Source organism: Haloarcula sp. HT12 (assembly GCF_055271655.1).
In genome coordinates, this window is the sequence record NZ_JBUXKW010000001.1 from 183,188 (window position 1) to 198,650 (window position 15,463).

Consider the following 15,463-nt stretch of genomic DNA (forward strand, 5'->3'; position numbering starts at 1 on the left):
GGGTTTCGGTTCGCGGCCCTATAGGCTGATCCACTCGCCGCGCTCGTCGCTACGCTCGATTGCGTCGAGGACCCGCTGTGCTGTGAGTCCGTCGGCGAAGGACGGCTCCTGTTCGCCGCCCTCGGCCACGGCCGAGAGGAACTCGTAGTTCTCGTGGACGAACGTGTGTTCCCAGCCGATGACGTGGCCGGGGGGCCACCAGTGGTCGACGTACGGGTCGTCTGCGTCGGTGATAAGCACCTGCTGGAAACCGCGATCGCCCTCGGTGAGCACCTCCAATTCGTTCAGGCGTTCGAGGTCGAACTTGATCGCGCCCTTCGACCCCTCGATTTCGATGGTGTGGGCGTTCTTGTGGCCGTTGGCGACGCGGGAGGCCTCCAGCGTCCCCATCGCGCCGCTGTCGAACTCGACCTGTGCGCTGTAGGCATCGTCGACGGTCACCGGGCACGTCTCGTCGCTCCCCTCCACGGGGCGTTCCTCGGTGAACGTCCGGAGGTGACCGCTCACGTCGGTGATCTCGCCGGCGGCGTCGCCCAGCAGGAATCGGGCCAGGTCGACCGTGTGCGAGCCGAGGTCGCCCAGCGCCCCGCTGCCGGCCATCTCTTCGTCGTTGCGCCAGGACCACGGCGCGTCGGGGTCGACCAGCCAGTCCTGGAGGTACTGCCCGCGGAAGTGGTGAATCTCGCCGAGTTTCCCGTCGTCGATGAGCCCCTTCGCGTACTGAATCGCCGGGACGAAGCGGTAGTTGAACGCCGCGCCCGCGGGAACGTCGGCGTCGGCGGCGGCCTGAGCCATGTCCTCGGCCGTGTCGAGCGTCGGTGCGAGCGGTTTCTCACAGAACGTCGGTGTGCCGGCTTCAAGCGCCGCGATGGACGGCTCGGCGTGGACATGGTTCGGACCGAGATTGTAGAACACGTCCACCTCGTCGACGATGTCCTGCCAGTCCGTCGCGATCCGGTCGAACCCGAGGCGGTCGGCCGCCTCGGCCAGTGCGTCCTCGTCGCGGCCGACGAGTACGTTCTTGTTGACTGCCGGTGCTTCGGGGAAGAACATGGGAAGGCGGTCCAGCGCGTTCGCGTGGGCCTTGCCCATGAAACGATAGCCGAGCATGCCGATGTCGAGGGTCATGCTATCACCTCACTATCGCGAACGAACGCAGTGAGTGAGCGACCTTTTTCGCCCACGTTTTTGCCGCGAGAGGTGGCCGTAGGCCACCCGAGCGGGAAAAAGGTGGCCGTGAAGCGGTAGCCGAGCATGCCGATGTCGAGGGTCATACCCGGCTGTTCACCCGGGGCCGAAATAACGCTCATGGTGACGGCAGGGCGGCGGGCCGCGCCGAGGGAAAAGACAAAACCGGATGCGTGCGTTGACACTGCATGGCCACTGAAACGTCCGTCCGTATCGAGGACATCATGTCGACGCCGTTAGAGACCATTTCCGCCGACGAGACGGTCAAGGCGGCCGCGACGCAGATGCGAGAGCAGAACATCAACGGCATCTTCGTTCCAGGGGCACAGGCTGGTATCATCACGACCACCGATATCGTCGACGCCGTCGCGGCCGGGAAGGACCTCTCGACGGCGACCGTGGGCGACGTGATGACCTCGCCGGTCGAGCGGGTGACGACCTCGCTCGAACTGGGCGAGGCCGCCGCGATGATGACGACCTACGACATCAAGCACCTCCCGGTCATCGACGAACACCAAGATTACGTCGGCATGGTGTCGTCGACGGATATCACGCAGGCGCTCTCCTGAACGCGGATCTTCGCCGGCAGACACTCACAGCTGTTCAGATAAAGTCGTCCAGACCGGACGCGTCGCCGTCGTTGTCACCCGTGCCGGGCAACGCGTCGGCGATAGCCGAGGTGAACGAGTCGAGGCCCCGCGTCTGGTACCACACCGTTCCGGGTCCGGTGAAGTCCATCACCAGTCCCTCGCCGCTGAGTAGCGTCGACTTCAGCCCGCCGACGCGGTGGGCGTCGAAGCTGACCGACTCGTCCCAGGCGACGACGTGGTCGTTGTCGATGGTGTAGGACTCGCCGGCGTCGAGTTCGACGGTCTCCAGTCCGCCGAAGGCCTCGATGAGGGCGTTTCCGGTCCCTTTCAGCGCCAGCGGCGTGATGCTCGCGCCGGCAAGCATCGACTTGATGCCGCCGAATTCGGAATCGATATCGATATCGGGATCAGCCGCGAGAAACGCCCCGTCCACGGCGTACAGCGTCTCGCCGGTGAGTTCGTGGTGGTGCACGTCGCCGGGCGTCGGCGGCGCAAGAGTCAGCGTGCCGGAGCCGCCCTGTGCGGTGAACTCATTTGCGAGCAGCGATTCGCCGCCAAGCATCGACTTCGCGGAGCTGAGGAGGCCGTCCCGGCTCGTCGTCGTCTCGATTTCGATGGTCGGCGAGTGACTGACCATCGCGCCGGGCTCGGCGAGTATCGATTCGCCGCTGTCGAGGTCGACGCGGACGTGCGTGTACGAGGGCTTGTGTGTGAGTTCGATGTCCATGTGGTGTCACTGGATACGGGAATCCAGTCGGAGTATCTCACAGACACTATATAAGAATACGTACGCAAACAGCCGCGCTGTCGGCCGTATCGCTCACTCAGCCCAATAGGCGTCGCCGGGCTGGGTCTCGAAGACGGCGCGGTCGAGTACGTCGACGGCTTTCTCAAGCCCCTCGCGGGCGCTGGTCAGCGAGTCCTCGTGTTCGATGGAGAGCGCGCCGTCGTAGCCGACCATCCGCAGCGTCGACACCACGTCCTTCCAGTGGGACTCGTCGTGGCCGTAGCCGATGGAGCGGAACAGCCATGAGCGGTCCGGTTCGTCCGTGTACGGCGCGGTGTCGAGCACGCCTTTCTCCCGGGCGTTTGACTCGTACACCTTCGTGTCCTTGGCGTGGAAGTGGTGGATGGCGTCGTGCTCGCCGAGCAGGCGGATGGCATCGGTCACGTCGATGCCCTGCCAGTACAGATGCGACGGGTCGAAGTTCGCGCCGATGCGGTCGTTCGTCCGTCGGCGTAGTTCCAGTAGCCCGCGGGGTTCGTACACCAGCATATTCGGATGCATCTCGATGGCGACATCCACGTCGTGTGCGCCGGCGTGGGCCGCGAGGTCCGACCAGTACTCGTCGGCGACGCGCCACTGGTACTCGTGGGCGTCGGCGTGTTCGGTCGGCCACGGCGCGGTGATCCAGTTCGGGACCTCGTCGTCGGGACCGCCGGCCGGCAGGCCGGAAAAGCCCGTGACGGTGTTCACGTCGAGCTGGTCGGCCAGCCGGATCGCTTCACGAAGTTCCGTGTCCGCCTCCGCGGCCCGCTCGTCGTCCGGATGGAGCGGGTTGTTGTGGATCGCCAGCGCGCTCACCCGGAGGTCATGCTCGTCAAGGAGCGACGTGAGTTCGGCTTGCTTTTCCTCGTTGTCGAGATACGCCTGCCGGTCGAGGTGGTCGTCGCCGGGGAAGCCGCCACATCCCAGTTCGACCGCATCGACGCCCAGGTCGCTGAGATACGCCAGCGCTTCATCGAGCGACTGTCCGCCCAGGGGAACTGTCAGTACACCGATGTCCATGACGGGTGATACAACCGGTGTTGAAAAAAACGTACTGCTGCCGTCGCGGCCGGTCTGCCCGACCAGCAGACATGACAGAGCGGGGACGATACCATGACAGACCGTGGCGTAAAGGCTTAACCCGGAGCGTACAGTGGTTCAGTCATGATTGTGGCCGTACTCGGAACCGGACAGCGGGGGCGAGATATCGCACAGCGATGTGTCCGTGCGGGCCACGAAGTGCGTCTTCGGGGGACGGATGCGACGGACGTGATGGACCGGGTCGACGAGATCCGGCACGCGCTCAACGGGGATGTCTCGGCCGGCATCGACGGAACCACGGGACTCGAAAGCGCCGTCAGCGGCAGCGATATCGTCATCGACGCAACCGAGGGCGGGACGGACAGCCACCGGGAAGTGGTCGCCGAAACAGAGACCATGGTGGAGGAGGCGGCGCTCATCGCCGTCAGCGACACGTCGCTGTCGATGACTGCGGTCGCCACCGGTCTGCGGAGCCCGGATCGGGCGGTCGGCCTCAACCTCGTCGCTCCGCCGGACGGCGCTGTCGTCGAGGTCGTCATCGCCGAGCAGACCACGGCAGCGACCCGCGACCGCGCCACCGACTTCGTCGAGAGCCTGGACGCAACGCCGGTCGTCGTCCGCGACACACCGGGGTTTGCCGCGCTACGCCTCGAACTCGCGACCATCGCCGAAGCGATTCGGATGGTGGAGGACGGCGTCGCCGCCGTTCGGGACATCGACCGGACGTTCGAGCGCGGGGAATCGGACCGCGACGGGCCGCTCGTCCGCGCCGACAGGCACGGGCTCGAAACGGTGCTTACGGCGCTAGAAGACCTCGCCGAGCGGCTGGACGAGCGATTCGAGCCGCCAGCGTTGCTCCGGCGGAAGGTCGAAGACGGGCAGCTCGGCGCTGTCACCGGCGAGGGGTTCTACGTCTGGGAGGACGGCACCCCGACAGCCGGTGCCGATCCGGACCCGGACGTACCAACACGAGATAGCGAGCCCGAGTTCAGATGAGCAAACACGACAACCCACCGGCCGAACTAGACGCAGAGGACGACGAGTTCGCGACGCTGTTCGACGAACTCCAGGAGCTAGAACAGCTCGTCGATTCCGAGGACGAGCGACAGCAGGTCCGGGACGCGATGCGCGCGGCCGCTGAGTCACAGGACCACGAGCCCGCGACCTTCGGCCGGGTCGTCTGGGGCTTCGGCCGGTCCGACCTCGCGGAGGCGCTGCTGGGCTCGCTGCTGTTCGGGATTCCGATGGCCGTCGAGGGCGGCACAATCGACGCTGGCCGCCATATCGCCCAACATCCGCTGTATCTCGCCGCGACAATCGTCATCGCCATCGGGCTGGTCATCTCGATTCTCTACGTCGCCGACTTCCAGGACGTGCGCGTGGCCAATCCGATTCTCGGAATCATCCCGCGGCGGCTCGTCGGCGTCACCGGGACAGCGCTGGTGGTTTCGGTCGCACTACTCACCGGCTGGGGACTGGTCGAATGGTCGTCTGACCCCGTCGTCATCTACGAGTCGGCCTGCATCTGTGCCGTGGCGTTCGTCCCGATGGCTATCGGCGCTGCCCTCGGAGACATCCTGCCCGGGAACTAAGCCCATGGCAGTCACTCGCGGTGGCGGTCGCGTTTGGCAATCGTTAAAAGCCGCGGTCGGATACGGAGTGGTATGAGCGAGAGCCAACAGAAACAGGCGCGCAAGTGCGTCTCGTGTGGCATCAACATCGCCGGCACGAACGCTGCCCGCTTCAAGTGCCCGGACTGTGGCCAGCAGATCTACCGCTGTGCCACCTGCCGGAAGCAGAGCAACCTCTACAAGTGCCCCGACTGCGGCTTCATGGGACCATAACAATGGGGAAAGTAGCAGCCAAGATCAAGGTCATGCCGGAGAGCCCCGAAGTCGACCTCGACGACCTGCAGGAGCGTCTCGAGGGCGTGCTTCCGGAAGGAACGAAGATCAACGGGTTCGAGCGCGAGGACGTCGCCTTCGGCCTCGTCGCGCTGACGCCGACGGTCATCGTCCCCGACGACACTGGCGGCACGGAAGCCGTCGAAGAGGCCTTCGCGAACGTCGACGACGTCGAGTCGGTCTCCGTCGAGAGCACCGGTCGCCTGTAATCGACTCGCCGCCGTAGTTTTCTACTGGGGCCTGTAGCGACGGCAAGATGGTGACCAGCGACGGCCGCGGAACGCACGTTTTATTAGGGCGACCGGATTAGCGAGGAGCAAGAATGCCTAGTTCAAACGGACCCCTCGAAGGAACACGAGACAAGCTCAAGAACAAGCCCCGCGACCGCGGCACCTCGCCGCCACAGCGCGCCGTCGAAGAGTTCGACGCCGGCGAGAAAGTCCACCTCAAGATCGACCCGTCCGTGCCCAACGGCCGCTTCCACCCGCGGTTCGACGGCCAGACCGGAACCGTGGAAGGGACGCAGGGTGACGCGTACAAGGTCGATATCGTCGACGGTGGCAAGGCGAAGACCATCATCGTCACCGCTGCGCACCTGCGCCGGCAAGAATGACGATATTCAAAGAGAAAGTCAGCGAGGAGTTCCTGACGGTCGCGGAGACCAAGGAGATACTCGAAGACCTCGAGATGGAGCGGGCCGCCGAGGAGGACCGCGAGATGCGCTACGAGCTCAAGCGGGCCATCGAGCACGTCAACCGCTTTGCCGTCCTCGACCCCGAGGAGTCACTGCAGCTGGTCGAAGACCTCGAGCAACTCGAAAAGGTCGACACGCCGACGGCCTACAAGATCGCGAACCTGCGGCCGCTGGACCGCGACGAGCTCCGTGCCGTGTTCGCCCAGGAGCGGTACACGCTTGACGGCGACGAACTCGACGAGATCCTCAACATCGTCAAGCAGTACGCGTAGCGACGAATATCCGTCAGTTCGGCCGTTCGCCGCTCTCTTCCTGATTTTAGGACCGACCAGCCACGCCGGTGAGACTCACTTTCCGCCGCCGTTGGACCGAGCACGGAGAGACCGACAGCGCTCCGTGACGCGGTTCGGGGCATCCACCGGCATTAAGTATGCTCTGCTCGTACTGCCTGACATGACTGAATCGGAGAGCGGCGGCGACACTATGATGGCGGCTGTCCTCGATGTCCTCCCGCACGGGCGGCCCGGAGACGACCGGCCACAACACCAGAAGGAGCCGCTCGCGTACGCGCTCGACGTCGAGGAGTTCTACATTTACGAGCTCCAGCTCGACGACAAGGACGTCGACATCGCCTTTGGCGACCGCGTTGACCTGACGGAGTTCGGCCGCGTGACGGAAGTCGAGTTCGAGGACATTCCCAGCGGCGCGCGCTCGGAACTCGACTACGCCGTCGAGGAGATCGTCGAAGCAAACGAACAGCGGTTCGTCGACTTCTACAACGACGCCCAGCCGATCACGCTACGGCTCCACCAGCTGAACCTCCTGCCGGGGATCGGGAAGAAGCTCCGGAACACGCTTCTCGACGAGCGAAAGCGAAAGCCATTCGAGAGCTTCGAAGACCTCGAAGAGCGCGTCAGCGGCCTCCACAGCCCCAAGGAGACGCTGGTCGAGCGGATACTCGAAGAGCTACAGGACGACGACCTCAAATACCGGCTGTTCGTCCGGCGCGAGGAGCAGTCCTCGTAACACGGTCGGCTGTAAGTACCGAACTTGCGGCCACCAGTGTAAGGCGACCCTTTTCTATCGCGACCCGCTACGGCTCGCTAATGACTACGACCGAGACAGGGAGTCGGGACCCCGACGCGCTCGTCCGGCGGGCCGGCAAACGGGCCGACACCCGGCAGGACCAGCACTTTCTCGTCGACGACCGAGTACTGGACCGCATTCCGGAGTACGCCACAGACGCGGACGTTGACCTCTCGCACGTGTTAGAGATCGGCGCGGGCCCCGGCGCGCTGACGGACCGTTTACTCGCAGCGGCCGAGAGGGTGACCGCAATCGAACGCGACCCGGAGTTCGCGGCCCACCTCCGAGAGGAGTTCGCCGACGAGATCGCGGCGGAGCGCCTCACCGTCGTCGAGGGCGACGCGCTCGACGTCGACCTGCCGGAGTTCACCGCCAGCATCTCGAATCTGCCCTACGGCGCGTCCTCGGAGATCGCCTTTCGACTCCTGCCGGAGCGGCGCCCGCTCCTGTTGATGTTCCAGCAGGAGTTCGCCGAGCGGATGGCCGCCGACCCGGCGACGGACGACTACGGACGGCTCTCGGTCACAGCGGGCCACTACGCCGACGTGGAGATCGTCGAGACGGTGCCGCCGGAAGCGTTCGACCCGCAACCCCGCGTCACGAGCGCGCTCGTCCGAACGACGCCGCGACAACCCGATTACACCGTTCCCAGCGACGACTTCTTCATGGACTTCCTGAAAGCGGTGTTCACCCAGCGCCGGAAGACGATGCGCAACGCCGTCCGCAACACGGCCCACATCTCCGGGCTGGGCGACCCCGACGCGGTGGTCGAGGCTGCCGACGAGGACCTCATGAGCGCCCGCGCCGGAAAGCTCACGCCGGCCGATTTCGCCACGCTGGCGACGCTCGCCTACGAGGTCGGCCAGCCGGAGGCCTGAGATGGGTGAGGAGTCCGACGCCCGCGGCCAAGAAGAGGGCGGCACCGAACGACCCTCGCTGGCCGACCAGCGCGGCGTGGAATCAGTGTACCAGCCCGCTGAGGACTCGGATCTACTGGCCCGAACAGCCAGCGAGCGAGTCGATGCGGGTGATACCGTTCTCGATGTGGGGACTGGCTCCGGCTACGTCGCCGCGACGCTCGCGGATACCGGCGCACGGGCGGTCGGCGTCGACGTGAGCCCGCTGGCCTGTCGAGAGGCAGCCGACAACGGCGTCCCGGTCGTCCGTGGGGACCTCGTCGAACCGTTCCAAGCAGACGCCTTCGACCTCGTGGCGTTCAACCCGCCCTACTTGCCGACACCGCCCGAACAGGAGTGGGACGACTGGATGGAATACGCGCTGTCGGGCGGCGACGACGGCCGCCGACTGGTCGACCCGTTTCTCGAAACCGTCGGGCGCGTACTGGCTCCGGACGGCGAGGCGCTCATGCTCGTCAGCAGTCTCACAGACCCGGACGCCGTGCGGGAGTACGCGCGCGAGCAGGGCCTGGCAAGTGAACGCATAGCGAGTGAGAAACACCCGTATGAAGCGCTCGTCGTCCTGCGATTCTATCGAAATTAATTACTGCTGGGCATTTTATCGAATAGGAAATATTAAAGCCCGTCATTTCCTACCCCACGGCAATGACACAGGTAATCGCCACGACCCCTGGGCTCTTTCCGCTCCCGGACTGGGCCAAGGACGAACTGGCAGATCTGAAAGGCCATCAGAAGACCGACCTCATCTCGGGCGACGAGTCCGGCGAGGTCGTCGCGGCCTACGACAAGGCACGCGAAGAAGTCATCTCCATCCAGCAGGACGCCGGGCTCGACCGCGTGGTCGAGGGCCAACTCCGCTGGGACGACATGCTCGCGCACCCGCTCGCGGTCCACGACAGCGTGGAGACGAAAGGCATCGTCCGCTACTACGACAACAACAACTTCTACCGAGAGCCGGTCGTGCAGGGCGACCTCGGCGCGGACGGCGGCGACGTAGCCGCTGACCTCGGTGCCGCAGCCGACCACGTCGATTCGGGACTGCAGGCCGTCCTCCCCGGGCCGTACTCGCTGGCCGATCTCGCGACGGACGAGTACTACGGCGACGACGCCGAGTTCCTCGACGCCATCGCCGACTTCCTCGTCGAGGAAGTGAAGTCCTTCCCCGACGTGGAGACGCTGTTCCTACTTGAGCCGTCGCTGGTCGAGAACGCACCGGCTGACGGCGAGGACGAACGCGCCGCCGACGCCATCGACGCCGTCGCCTCGGCCGCCGACGCCGAGGTCGTCGCCCACACCTACTGGGGCGCAATCGAAGAGAAGGCCTACGCTCATCTGATGGACGCTGACGTGGATGCCATCGGCTTCGATCTCGTCGCCAACCACGATCAGACCGTCTACAACGTCCAGGAGTACGGCACCAAGGACGACGTGGCGCTGGGCGTCGTCGACGGCCAGAACACGCTCGTCGAGTCCCCCGAGACGATCCGGGACCGCATCGACTGGTTCGAACAGCAGACGAACACCACCTACGACACCGTGTACGCGACGGCGAACACGGAAACGTTCTACCTCCCGGTGAACAAGTTCGAAGACAAGCTCAGAGCGCTCGCAAACGCCGCGGACCTGGAGGCGGCGGAGGCATAACGATGACAGGACCACGAGACCAGTTCAAACCGGCGGACCACCCGAACGACCACTTCCTGCTGACGACCGTCGTCGGCTCCTACCCCAAGCCCAAGTGGCACGACCGTGCCCGTGAGCTGTTCGAGGACGAGGACGCCGACTTCGGCGAGGACGAATGGGAAGAATCGAAAGACGACGCCTCGCGGCTCATTACCCACGAACACGAACGGGCGGGCCTCGACGTCATCTGTGACGGCGAGATGCGCCGTAACGAGATGGTGGAGTACTTCGCCCACCGCATCGACGGCTACGAGTTCAACGGCCGCGTGAAGGTGTGGGGCCACAACTACTTCGACAAGCCCAGCGTCGCCGACGAGGTCGAGTACGGCGAGCAGTGGCTCGTCGAGGAGTTCGAGTTCACCGACGAGGTCGCCGAGCGGCCGGTCAAGGTCCCGATTACGGGGCCGTACACGCTCGCCAACTGGTCGTTCAACGAAGTGTACGACAGCGAGGAGCAGCTAGCCTACGAGCTTGCGGACCTCGTCAACGAGGAGATCGAGGCGCTGGTCGAGGCCGGCGCTCGCTACATCCAGATCGACGAGCCGGCCCTCGCCACGACGCCGGACGACCACGCCATCGTCGGCGAGTGTCTGGAACGCATCGTCGACGAGATTCCCGACGACGTGCGCCTCGGCCTGCACGTCTGTTACGGCGACTACTCGCGTATCTACCCCGAGATTCTGGACTACCCGGTCCACGAGTACGACCTGGAACTCGCAAACGGCGACTACGACCAGCTCGACGTGTTCAAAGAGCACGAGTTCACGAAGGACTTCGCCATGGGCGTGCTGGACGCCCACACCGCGGAGGTCGAATCCGTCGAGGAGATCAAGGAGAACATCAAGAAGGGGCTGGAAGTCGTGCCCCCGGAGCGACTCACCGTTTCACCGGACTGTGGCGTGAAGCTCCTGCCCCGTGAGGTCGCCTACGGCAAGATGGAGAACATGGTGCAGGCGACCCGCGAAATCGAAGAGGAACTGGACGCCGGCGAGATCGATGTCGTTGCGAGTGGTGCGGAAGCGCACGCGGACGACTAGCGCGGTTTGAGCGACCAGCGGGAGCGAGAACCGCGGGATGTGAGCGGTGAACGGAGTGAGCCGCGAACCGCGAGGGGCGCGAACGCAGTGAGCGGCCCTCGAAATAGCAGGCGGGGAACGACGCGACCCGCGAGCAGCGGGCGAAGTGAGCCGCGAGACAATGTAATATATAAGAAGTCTCGATTAGTGAACGGTCAAACCGCGAGCAGTGGGGGGTTGAGCGGCCAACAGGAGTCCGAACACAGCGAGGGTACGACGGACCGTATTTTCGACGCAGATCGGCTGTTATTTCGGCAGCTATCGAATTTTCTCGGACGCGGCGGTCCCTGAACCGGCAAATGTGGCAGACACACGTAGCGACCATACCGTAAACGGAACCGAGCAAGATCTTTGGATCCAGCTACGGAAATCGCGAACAGTTCGTCACAGGAGTACCTGAGCACCAAGGCCCCGGACAGACAAATATACGGATTCTTATAACTTTACGAATTCACCGTCTAAACTTGAGAAAACATCTCGCGGATTTGTTCGACAAATATCGAAGTTAGCATCGACTCGATAGGAAATTAACTGTTGACACACCAACAATATAAGGGGTTCTATATTCAGGGGAATACCCCCATATTGTGAATATAGAGGGCCTGATGCAACAGATTCCCAGAAATGAATTCATGTTATATGTTAACATGTATTTCTGGGAAAGAGTTTTGAGGGTCTCTGGAGAAGCTAGCGATGAGAAAGCTATGACAGGGGACATACACCTTCGGGCGGAACTGTATCTTCGCGGAGATACCTACGGGACGTTCGACGCACAACAGCAGGTGCTCAATCGGGTGAAGCGACTGGAGGCCAACGGCGTGTTCAGCGAGTCGATGGTCGCCGGGGAGTGGCAGCGGATCAGGACGATGGCGGAAGACAAGCGGTCGGAAGCCATCCGGACTTACGAGGAGTTCAAAGACTGGGCGGGCCAGAACGGCCACTCGCTCGAACCGGCGTTCGAGCGGCGGACGCGGAGTTACGTCGGCATGGAGCGCGTCGACGACGTCGTCGTGTTCCCGGTCGTCTCGCTTGCGATCTACGACGGCGACGACCTGGAGGGCGTGTTCCCGTGTTCGGACGACGAACGGACCTACACCGTCGGCGACGCGCTGGAGGCCTTCGAGCGCGGCGACGAAAACTGGCTCGCGCAGTTCGACTCGCTGTCTGTCGACCGGACCGATCCGCTGCTGGAACCGGGCGTCGACACGACGATCTAACCGCGTAGCGCGTCGACCGGCTCTTCGCTGGCCGCTTTCCAGGCCGGATACAGGCCGCTGACGATGGCCGTCAGCACGCCGAACGTAAACGCCGCGCCGACGTACCAGGCGTTTGGCACTCTGAAGACGGCCATGGCGTCACCGACAGTGTAGTGGTTTATTGCGAGTCCAGCGCCGAGGCTGAGGATAACCCCGGCGATGCCGCCGAGGAGGCCGAGCAACGTCGCTTCCATCAGCATTACTTTGAGAACGTCCCGTTTCTGGTACCCGACCGCTCTGAGGACCCCGATCTCTTCCCGGCGTTCGACGGTGGACATCAGCATCACGTTGAGGATGGAGATGCCGACCACGAGCAGCGAAATCGACGCGATGCCGGCGAGGACGGTGTTGATGATCTGGAACTGCTGTTCGATAGTGTCGACGATGGAGCCCAGTTCCTGGACGAAGACCCGGTCCTCACGCTCGTTGAGCGAATCGCGTATTCCCATGGCCGTTTGGTTGGCCCGTGTTCCGGTGGCTTCGATAACGTACACCTCCGAGTAGCCCCGCTGGCTGAACGAGTTCGCCGACATGATGACACGGTTGTCGGGGTTCGCCGAGGAGAACGGGTCGCCCTCTTCGAGTACAGCCTGGATACGGACGTTGGTCCCGTTGACGGTAATCTGGCTCCCGGGGTGAAGGTCGTGTTCCTCCGCGACATCGGCCCCGACGAGTGCCCCGGTCCGGAACGGCGAGATCCGTCCCTCCTTTGCCTCGTACAACTCCTCTGGGTTTTCGACGCCGTATATCGTCTCCCGGACCGTGTCCTCGCGGTTGTACGACACCGTCTCGACGCGCGTCTTTACCGGTGAGACAGTCGCTGTCGAACTGGCCTCTCTGCGGATCGAACGGATATCGCGCTCGGTGAGTTCGGTGACGTTCGCGCCGGAATTGGGGTACACGGTGAGCTGGTTGCCGACATCGCCGAGGTTCTGGGTGAACGAGTACTGGAGCGCGACGCCGAACATTCCCAGCGAGGCGATGGCAACGACGCCGATGACGATGCCCAGCGACGCCAGCAGCGACCGCATCTTCGTCCGCGTGAGGTTGCGCCGCGCCATCAGCGCGGCCGGGAAGAACCTACCCGCCATTCTTCCGCTCCCTCCCGATAGTGCCGTCGACCAGATGGACAGTTCGGTCGACGTACTCGTTGACCAGATCGTCGTGAGTGACTGCGACGATGGCCACGTCGTCCTCGTCGGCGATGCGGCGGAACTCGTCGAGTATCTGCCGTCCGGTTTCGCTGTCGAGGTTACCCGTCGGCTCGTCGGCGAGCACGACCTTCGGACTGTTGATGAGCGAGCGCGCGATGGCGACGCGTTGCTTCTGGCCGCCCGATAGCTCGTCGGGCTTGTGGTCGAGTCGGTCGCCGAGCCCGAGCCGTTCTAAGAGCGTTCTGGCCCGTCTTGTGACTTCTGGATCGCTGTCCAACAGCAGGGGGACCTCGACGTTCTCGACGGCAGTCAGCGTCGGCAGGAGATAGAAGTGCTGGAACACGAAGCCGATGGTTCGCTTCCGGAGCGATGTCCGCTTGCGGTCGCTGAGTCCGGTCACGTCTTGCCCTTCCAGCAGGACAGTCCCCTCCGTCGGTGTGTCCAACAGCCCGAGGATGTTCAGCAGGGTCGTCTTGCCGCTGCCGCTGGGCCCCATAATCGAAACGAACTCGCCGGATTCGAGCGCGAAATCGATCCCCGCCAGTGCGTACAGTGTCTGGCCCCCGGTGCGATACCGCTTGACCAGCCCCTGTGCGTCGATAACCGTCATACCTCGATATCGTCGTCACCGCGGCGGTAGCGACGCACGAGGACACCGACGACGACCAGCAGTGCCAGCCCGCCGGCAACGAACACCGGCAGCATGCTGTTCTGGTCCCCACTCTCACTGCCGCCGTCCTGTGCCGGCTGCTGTGCCGAACCGCCCGTCGGGTCGATATCCACGTCGAAGGTCTGTCGCTTGCGCGTGTCGTCGACGAGGTAGGTCACTTCCAGTGGCACCGACGTGACGTTCCCCTCTGTCCGGGCGTACACGTCGAAGGAGACGAAGTCACTGGCGGGGACCGTGCCGACGAAGTAGTCCCGGTTCGGCGTCGCCGGGGTGACGTTCTCAGTGTTGACGACACTGACGAGGACGCTGTCCGCAGCCGTCGATCCGACGTTGCTCGCACTCCCGGAGATCTGGAGGCGGCCCCCCTGCCGGATCACGTCCAACCCGGTGAGGTCTATCGTCCCCGGGACGGACCGGAGCGTCGTTTCGGCGGTCGTCCGCTCCGTTTCCGTCCCGAGTTCGTACTCGGCTGTGACGGTGACGTCCGCCCGAGGTTCGTCCATCGTGGCGTTCAGTCGCACTTCTCGGGTCGTACTGGCCGAAACGTTTTCGAGCAGCACGCGCTGGAACGACGCGTTCGCAGACGTTGCGCTGATCATGACGTCCGACAGCGGCGCGTTAGCCCCGTTTGAGACGGCGACTCGCAACGCGCGGTCGGTACCGCTGCCGACTGCAGTCGTGTCGAGTTCCACGCTGTTGCGGAGCGGGTCCGCGTCGATGACTGTCGTCCGGGTCGTGGTGCGCGTGGTGTCGCCATCGACCGTGTAGCTGATCGTCGCCGTCAGTGCGTGCTCGCCGGCGGATTCAGGCCGGAACCGGAACGGCGCGGTCATCGACTCGTTCTGTGCGACGCTCGACCGGACAGTTCGGCTCTTCGTCATCTCGACGCCGTCGCCCTCCACGACGACCTCGACGTTCGTTATCTGGGAGTCGAGTCCGTTGGCGACGGTGACTTCGCCGGTCGATTCGACGCCGGCGACGGAGTCGTTGGCCGCGAGGTCTATCTGTGGGTGGCGCTCTTCGACGTTCAGTTTGACCGGGTATCTCAGTTCGACGTTCTCGCCGGTACCGCGGTCACGGCCGTACGCGATGACGCGGAGGTCCTTGCTGCCGGACGAATCGAAGGATGCGGTCAGGGGTACCTCCAGCGTGCTGCCCGGCGAAATCGAGCCCAGATCCGAGACGCGTTCGTACTCGGTGATACCTCGCCCGCCCGACTTCCGGATCGCGATGGCGTTGATTTCGAGCGGGGCGTCGCTGCTCTGGAGGTTCCGAACCGTCGTGTCAAACGTGACAGTCTCGCCCGGCGCTGGCGACGACGGCGACACGTCGACGTTCGAGACGGACGCGTTGACGCTTGCGCCGGCGACAGAGAGCGGGAGCGAGCCGACGACGACCAGACAGGCTATCACAGCCACGCCGTGGCGCATCACGC

The 15,463-nt window shown here is 64.2% G+C and carries 20 protein-coding genes; 13 read left to right on the forward strand and 7 right to left on the reverse strand.

Annotated features, from left to right (window positions below):
* Positions 1-18: 18 nt before the first annotated feature.
* On the reverse strand, positions 19-1,128 hold the full coding sequence (locus tag ACY9XZ_RS00970; protein WP_463455231.1) for a Gfo/Idh/MocA family protein: 1,110 nt from the start codon (positions 1,126-1,128) through the stop codon (positions 19-21).
* Entirely contained in the window at positions 1,125-1,274 is a 150-nt protein-coding gene (locus tag ACY9XZ_RS00975; protein WP_463455232.1) for a hypothetical protein, read from the reverse strand. Before ACY9XZ_RS00975 ends, ACY9XZ_RS00970 begins: the two co-directional genes overlap by 4 nt.
* 102 nt (positions 1,275-1,376) lie before the next feature.
* Here ACY9XZ_RS00975 and ACY9XZ_RS00980 point away from each other — a divergent pair, with 102 nt between their 5' ends.
* Positions 1,377-1,757 (forward strand): CBS domain-containing protein, encoded by a 381-nt coding sequence (locus ACY9XZ_RS00980; protein WP_463455233.1) that lies wholly within the window; start codon positions 1,377-1,379, stop codon positions 1,755-1,757.
* Positions 1,758-1,791: 34 nt separating this feature from the next.
* On the opposite strand, the gene ACY9XZ_RS00985 is transcribed toward ACY9XZ_RS00980, so the two are convergent.
* On the reverse strand, positions 1,792-2,505 hold the full coding sequence (locus ACY9XZ_RS00985) for a TIGR00266 family protein (protein ID WP_463455234.1): 714 nt from the start codon (positions 2,503-2,505) through the stop codon (positions 1,792-1,794).
* A gap of 93 nt (positions 2,506-2,598) precedes the next feature.
* A complete protein-coding gene (locus ACY9XZ_RS00990; protein WP_463455235.1) occupies positions 2,599-3,567 on the reverse strand; it encodes a sugar phosphate isomerase/epimerase family protein in 969 nt (322 codons plus the stop codon).
* A 144-nt stretch (positions 3,568-3,711) separates the two neighbouring features.
* Between ACY9XZ_RS00990 and ACY9XZ_RS00995 the strand changes: the two genes are divergently transcribed.
* The 12 genes from ACY9XZ_RS00995 to ACY9XZ_RS01050 all read left to right on the forward strand — a co-directional run bounded on the left by ACY9XZ_RS00995 (position 3,712) and on the right by ACY9XZ_RS01050 (position 12,165).
* On the forward strand, positions 3,712-4,584 hold the full coding sequence (locus tag ACY9XZ_RS00995; RefSeq protein WP_463455236.1) for a 3-hydroxyacyl-CoA dehydrogenase family protein: 873 nt from the start codon (positions 3,712-3,714) through the stop codon (positions 4,582-4,584).
* Positions 4,581-5,180: a DUF2391 domain-containing protein gene (locus tag ACY9XZ_RS01000; RefSeq protein ID WP_463455237.1), complete on the forward strand. Its 600-nt coding sequence runs from the start codon at positions 4,581-4,583 to the stop codon at positions 5,178-5,180. Before ACY9XZ_RS00995 ends, ACY9XZ_RS01000 begins: the two co-directional genes overlap by 4 nt.
* A gap of 72 nt (positions 5,181-5,252) precedes the next feature.
* Positions 5,253-5,432 (forward strand): HVO_2753 family zinc finger protein, encoded by a 180-nt coding sequence (locus ACY9XZ_RS01005; RefSeq protein WP_312618202.1) that lies wholly within the window; start codon positions 5,253-5,255, stop codon positions 5,430-5,432.
* Positions 5,433-5,434: 2 nt separating this feature from the next.
* Positions 5,435-5,701, forward strand: a complete 267-nt coding sequence (locus ACY9XZ_RS01010) for an elongation factor 1-beta (protein WP_004593354.1) — start codon at positions 5,435-5,437, stop codon at positions 5,699-5,701.
* 113 nt (positions 5,702-5,814) lie between these two features.
* Positions 5,815-6,105: a 50S ribosomal protein L21e gene (locus ACY9XZ_RS01015; protein WP_463455238.1), complete on the forward strand. Its 291-nt coding sequence runs from the start codon at positions 5,815-5,817 to the stop codon at positions 6,103-6,105.
* On the forward strand, positions 6,102-6,458 hold the full coding sequence (locus ACY9XZ_RS01020) for an RNA polymerase Rpb4 family protein (RefSeq protein WP_424329705.1): 357 nt from the start codon (positions 6,102-6,104) through the stop codon (positions 6,456-6,458). The genes ACY9XZ_RS01015 and ACY9XZ_RS01020 overlap by 4 nt, the downstream gene beginning before the upstream one ends.
* 181 nt (positions 6,459-6,639) lie before the next feature.
* On the forward strand, positions 6,640-7,212 hold the full coding sequence (locus tag ACY9XZ_RS01025) for a DUF655 domain-containing protein (RefSeq protein ID WP_463455239.1): 573 nt from the start codon (positions 6,640-6,642) through the stop codon (positions 7,210-7,212).
* 80 nt (positions 7,213-7,292) lie between these two features.
* On the forward strand, positions 7,293-8,150 hold the full coding sequence (locus tag ACY9XZ_RS01030; protein ID WP_463455240.1) for a 16S ribosomal RNA methyltransferase A: 858 nt from the start codon (positions 7,293-7,295) through the stop codon (positions 8,148-8,150).
* Between the two features lies 1 nt (position 8,151).
* Complete coding sequence (locus tag ACY9XZ_RS01035; RefSeq protein WP_463455241.1) at positions 8,152-8,772, forward strand: HemK2/MTQ2 family protein methyltransferase; 621 nt, start codon at positions 8,152-8,154, stop codon at positions 8,770-8,772.
* A 62-nt stretch (positions 8,773-8,834) separates the two neighbouring features.
* A complete protein-coding gene (locus ACY9XZ_RS01040; protein ID WP_463455242.1) occupies positions 8,835-9,833 on the forward strand; it encodes a 5-methyltetrahydropteroyltriglutamate--homocysteine methyltransferase in 999 nt (332 codons plus the stop codon).
* 2 nt (positions 9,834-9,835) lie between these two features.
* Complete coding sequence (locus tag ACY9XZ_RS01045; RefSeq protein WP_463455243.1) at positions 9,836-10,909, forward strand: methionine synthase; 1,074 nt, start codon at positions 9,836-9,838, stop codon at positions 10,907-10,909.
* Positions 10,910-11,652: 743 nt separating this feature from the next.
* Positions 11,653-12,165, forward strand: coding sequence for an HTH domain-containing protein (locus tag ACY9XZ_RS01050; protein ID WP_463455244.1), 513 nt, complete (start codon positions 11,653-11,655; stop codon positions 12,163-12,165).
* Here the strand turns inward: ACY9XZ_RS01050 and ACY9XZ_RS01055 are convergent.
* The 3 genes from ACY9XZ_RS01055 to ACY9XZ_RS01065 are packed head-to-tail and all read right to left on the reverse strand — an operon-like array spanning position 12,162 to position 15,458.
* Positions 12,162-13,295: an ABC transporter permease gene (locus ACY9XZ_RS01055; RefSeq protein ID WP_463455245.1), complete on the reverse strand. Its 1,134-nt coding sequence runs from the start codon at positions 13,293-13,295 to the stop codon at positions 12,162-12,164. The genes ACY9XZ_RS01050 and ACY9XZ_RS01055 overlap by 4 nt on opposite strands.
* Positions 13,285-13,968, reverse strand: coding sequence for an ABC transporter ATP-binding protein (locus ACY9XZ_RS01060; RefSeq protein WP_463455246.1), 684 nt, complete (start codon positions 13,966-13,968; stop codon positions 13,285-13,287). Before ACY9XZ_RS01060 ends, ACY9XZ_RS01055 begins: the two co-directional genes overlap by 11 nt.
* A complete protein-coding gene (locus ACY9XZ_RS01065) occupies positions 13,965-15,458 on the reverse strand; it encodes a COG1361 family protein (protein ID WP_463455247.1) in 1,494 nt (497 codons plus the stop codon). Before ACY9XZ_RS01065 ends, ACY9XZ_RS01060 begins: the two co-directional genes overlap by 4 nt.
* Positions 15,459-15,463 lie beyond the last annotated feature (5 nt).

What these genes read in the sequence shown, in the direction of transcription:
- ACY9XZ_RS01040 (WP_463455242.1), top strand. Translation starts at nt 8,835, where the DNA reads ATGACACAGGTAATCGCCACGACCCCTGGGCTCTTTCCGCTCCCGGAC.
- ACY9XZ_RS00990 (WP_463455235.1), bottom strand. Translation starts at nt 3,567, where the DNA reads ATGGACATCGGTGTACTGACAGTTCCCCTGGGCGGACAGTCGCTCGAT.
- ACY9XZ_RS01025 (WP_463455239.1), top strand. Translation starts at nt 6,640, where the DNA reads ATGACTGAATCGGAGAGCGGCGGCGACACTATGATGGCGGCTGTCCTC.
- ACY9XZ_RS01050 (WP_463455244.1), top strand. Translation starts at nt 11,653, where the DNA reads ATGACAGGGGACATACACCTTCGGGCGGAACTGTATCTTCGCGGAGAT.
- ACY9XZ_RS01045 (WP_463455243.1), top strand. Translation starts at nt 9,836, where the DNA reads ATGACAGGACCACGAGACCAGTTCAAACCGGCGGACCACCCGAACGAC.
- ACY9XZ_RS00995 (WP_463455236.1), top strand. Translation starts at nt 3,712, where the DNA reads ATGATTGTGGCCGTACTCGGAACCGGACAGCGGGGGCGAGATATCGCA.
- ACY9XZ_RS01015 (WP_463455238.1), top strand. Translation starts at nt 5,815, where the DNA reads ATGCCTAGTTCAAACGGACCCCTCGAAGGAACACGAGACAAGCTCAAG.
- ACY9XZ_RS01060 (WP_463455246.1), bottom strand. Translation starts at nt 13,968, where the DNA reads ATGACGGTTATCGACGCACAGGGGCTGGTCAAGCGGTATCGCACCGGG.
- ACY9XZ_RS01035 (WP_463455241.1), top strand. Translation starts at nt 8,152, where the DNA reads ATGGGTGAGGAGTCCGACGCCCGCGGCCAAGAAGAGGGCGGCACCGAA.
- ACY9XZ_RS01065 (WP_463455247.1), bottom strand. Translation starts at nt 15,458, where the DNA reads ATGCGCCACGGCGTGGCTGTGATAGCCTGTCTGGTCGTCGTCGGCTCG.
- ACY9XZ_RS01010 (WP_004593354.1), top strand. Translation starts at nt 5,435, where the DNA reads ATGGGGAAAGTAGCAGCCAAGATCAAGGTCATGCCGGAGAGCCCCGAA.
- ACY9XZ_RS01005 (WP_312618202.1), top strand. Translation starts at nt 5,253, where the DNA reads ATGAGCGAGAGCCAACAGAAACAGGCGCGCAAGTGCGTCTCGTGTGGC.
- ACY9XZ_RS01030 (WP_463455240.1), top strand. Translation starts at nt 7,293, where the DNA reads ATGACTACGACCGAGACAGGGAGTCGGGACCCCGACGCGCTCGTCCGG.
- ACY9XZ_RS01000 (WP_463455237.1), top strand. Translation starts at nt 4,581, where the DNA reads ATGAGCAAACACGACAACCCACCGGCCGAACTAGACGCAGAGGACGAC.
- ACY9XZ_RS00970 (WP_463455231.1), bottom strand. Translation starts at nt 1,128, where the DNA reads ATGACCCTCGACATCGGCATGCTCGGCTATCGTTTCATGGGCAAGGCC.
- ACY9XZ_RS00975 (WP_463455232.1), bottom strand. Translation starts at nt 1,274, where the DNA reads ATGACCCTCGACATCGGCATGCTCGGCTACCGCTTCACGGCCACCTTT.
- ACY9XZ_RS01055 (WP_463455245.1), bottom strand. Translation starts at nt 13,295, where the DNA reads ATGGCGGGTAGGTTCTTCCCGGCCGCGCTGATGGCGCGGCGCAACCTC.
- ACY9XZ_RS01020 (WP_424329705.1), top strand. Translation starts at nt 6,102, where the DNA reads ATGACGATATTCAAAGAGAAAGTCAGCGAGGAGTTCCTGACGGTCGCG.
- ACY9XZ_RS00980 (WP_463455233.1), top strand. Translation starts at nt 1,377, where the DNA reads ATGGCCACTGAAACGTCCGTCCGTATCGAGGACATCATGTCGACGCCG.
- ACY9XZ_RS00985 (WP_463455234.1), bottom strand. Translation starts at nt 2,505, where the DNA reads ATGGACATCGAACTCACACACAAGCCCTCGTACACGCACGTCCGCGTC.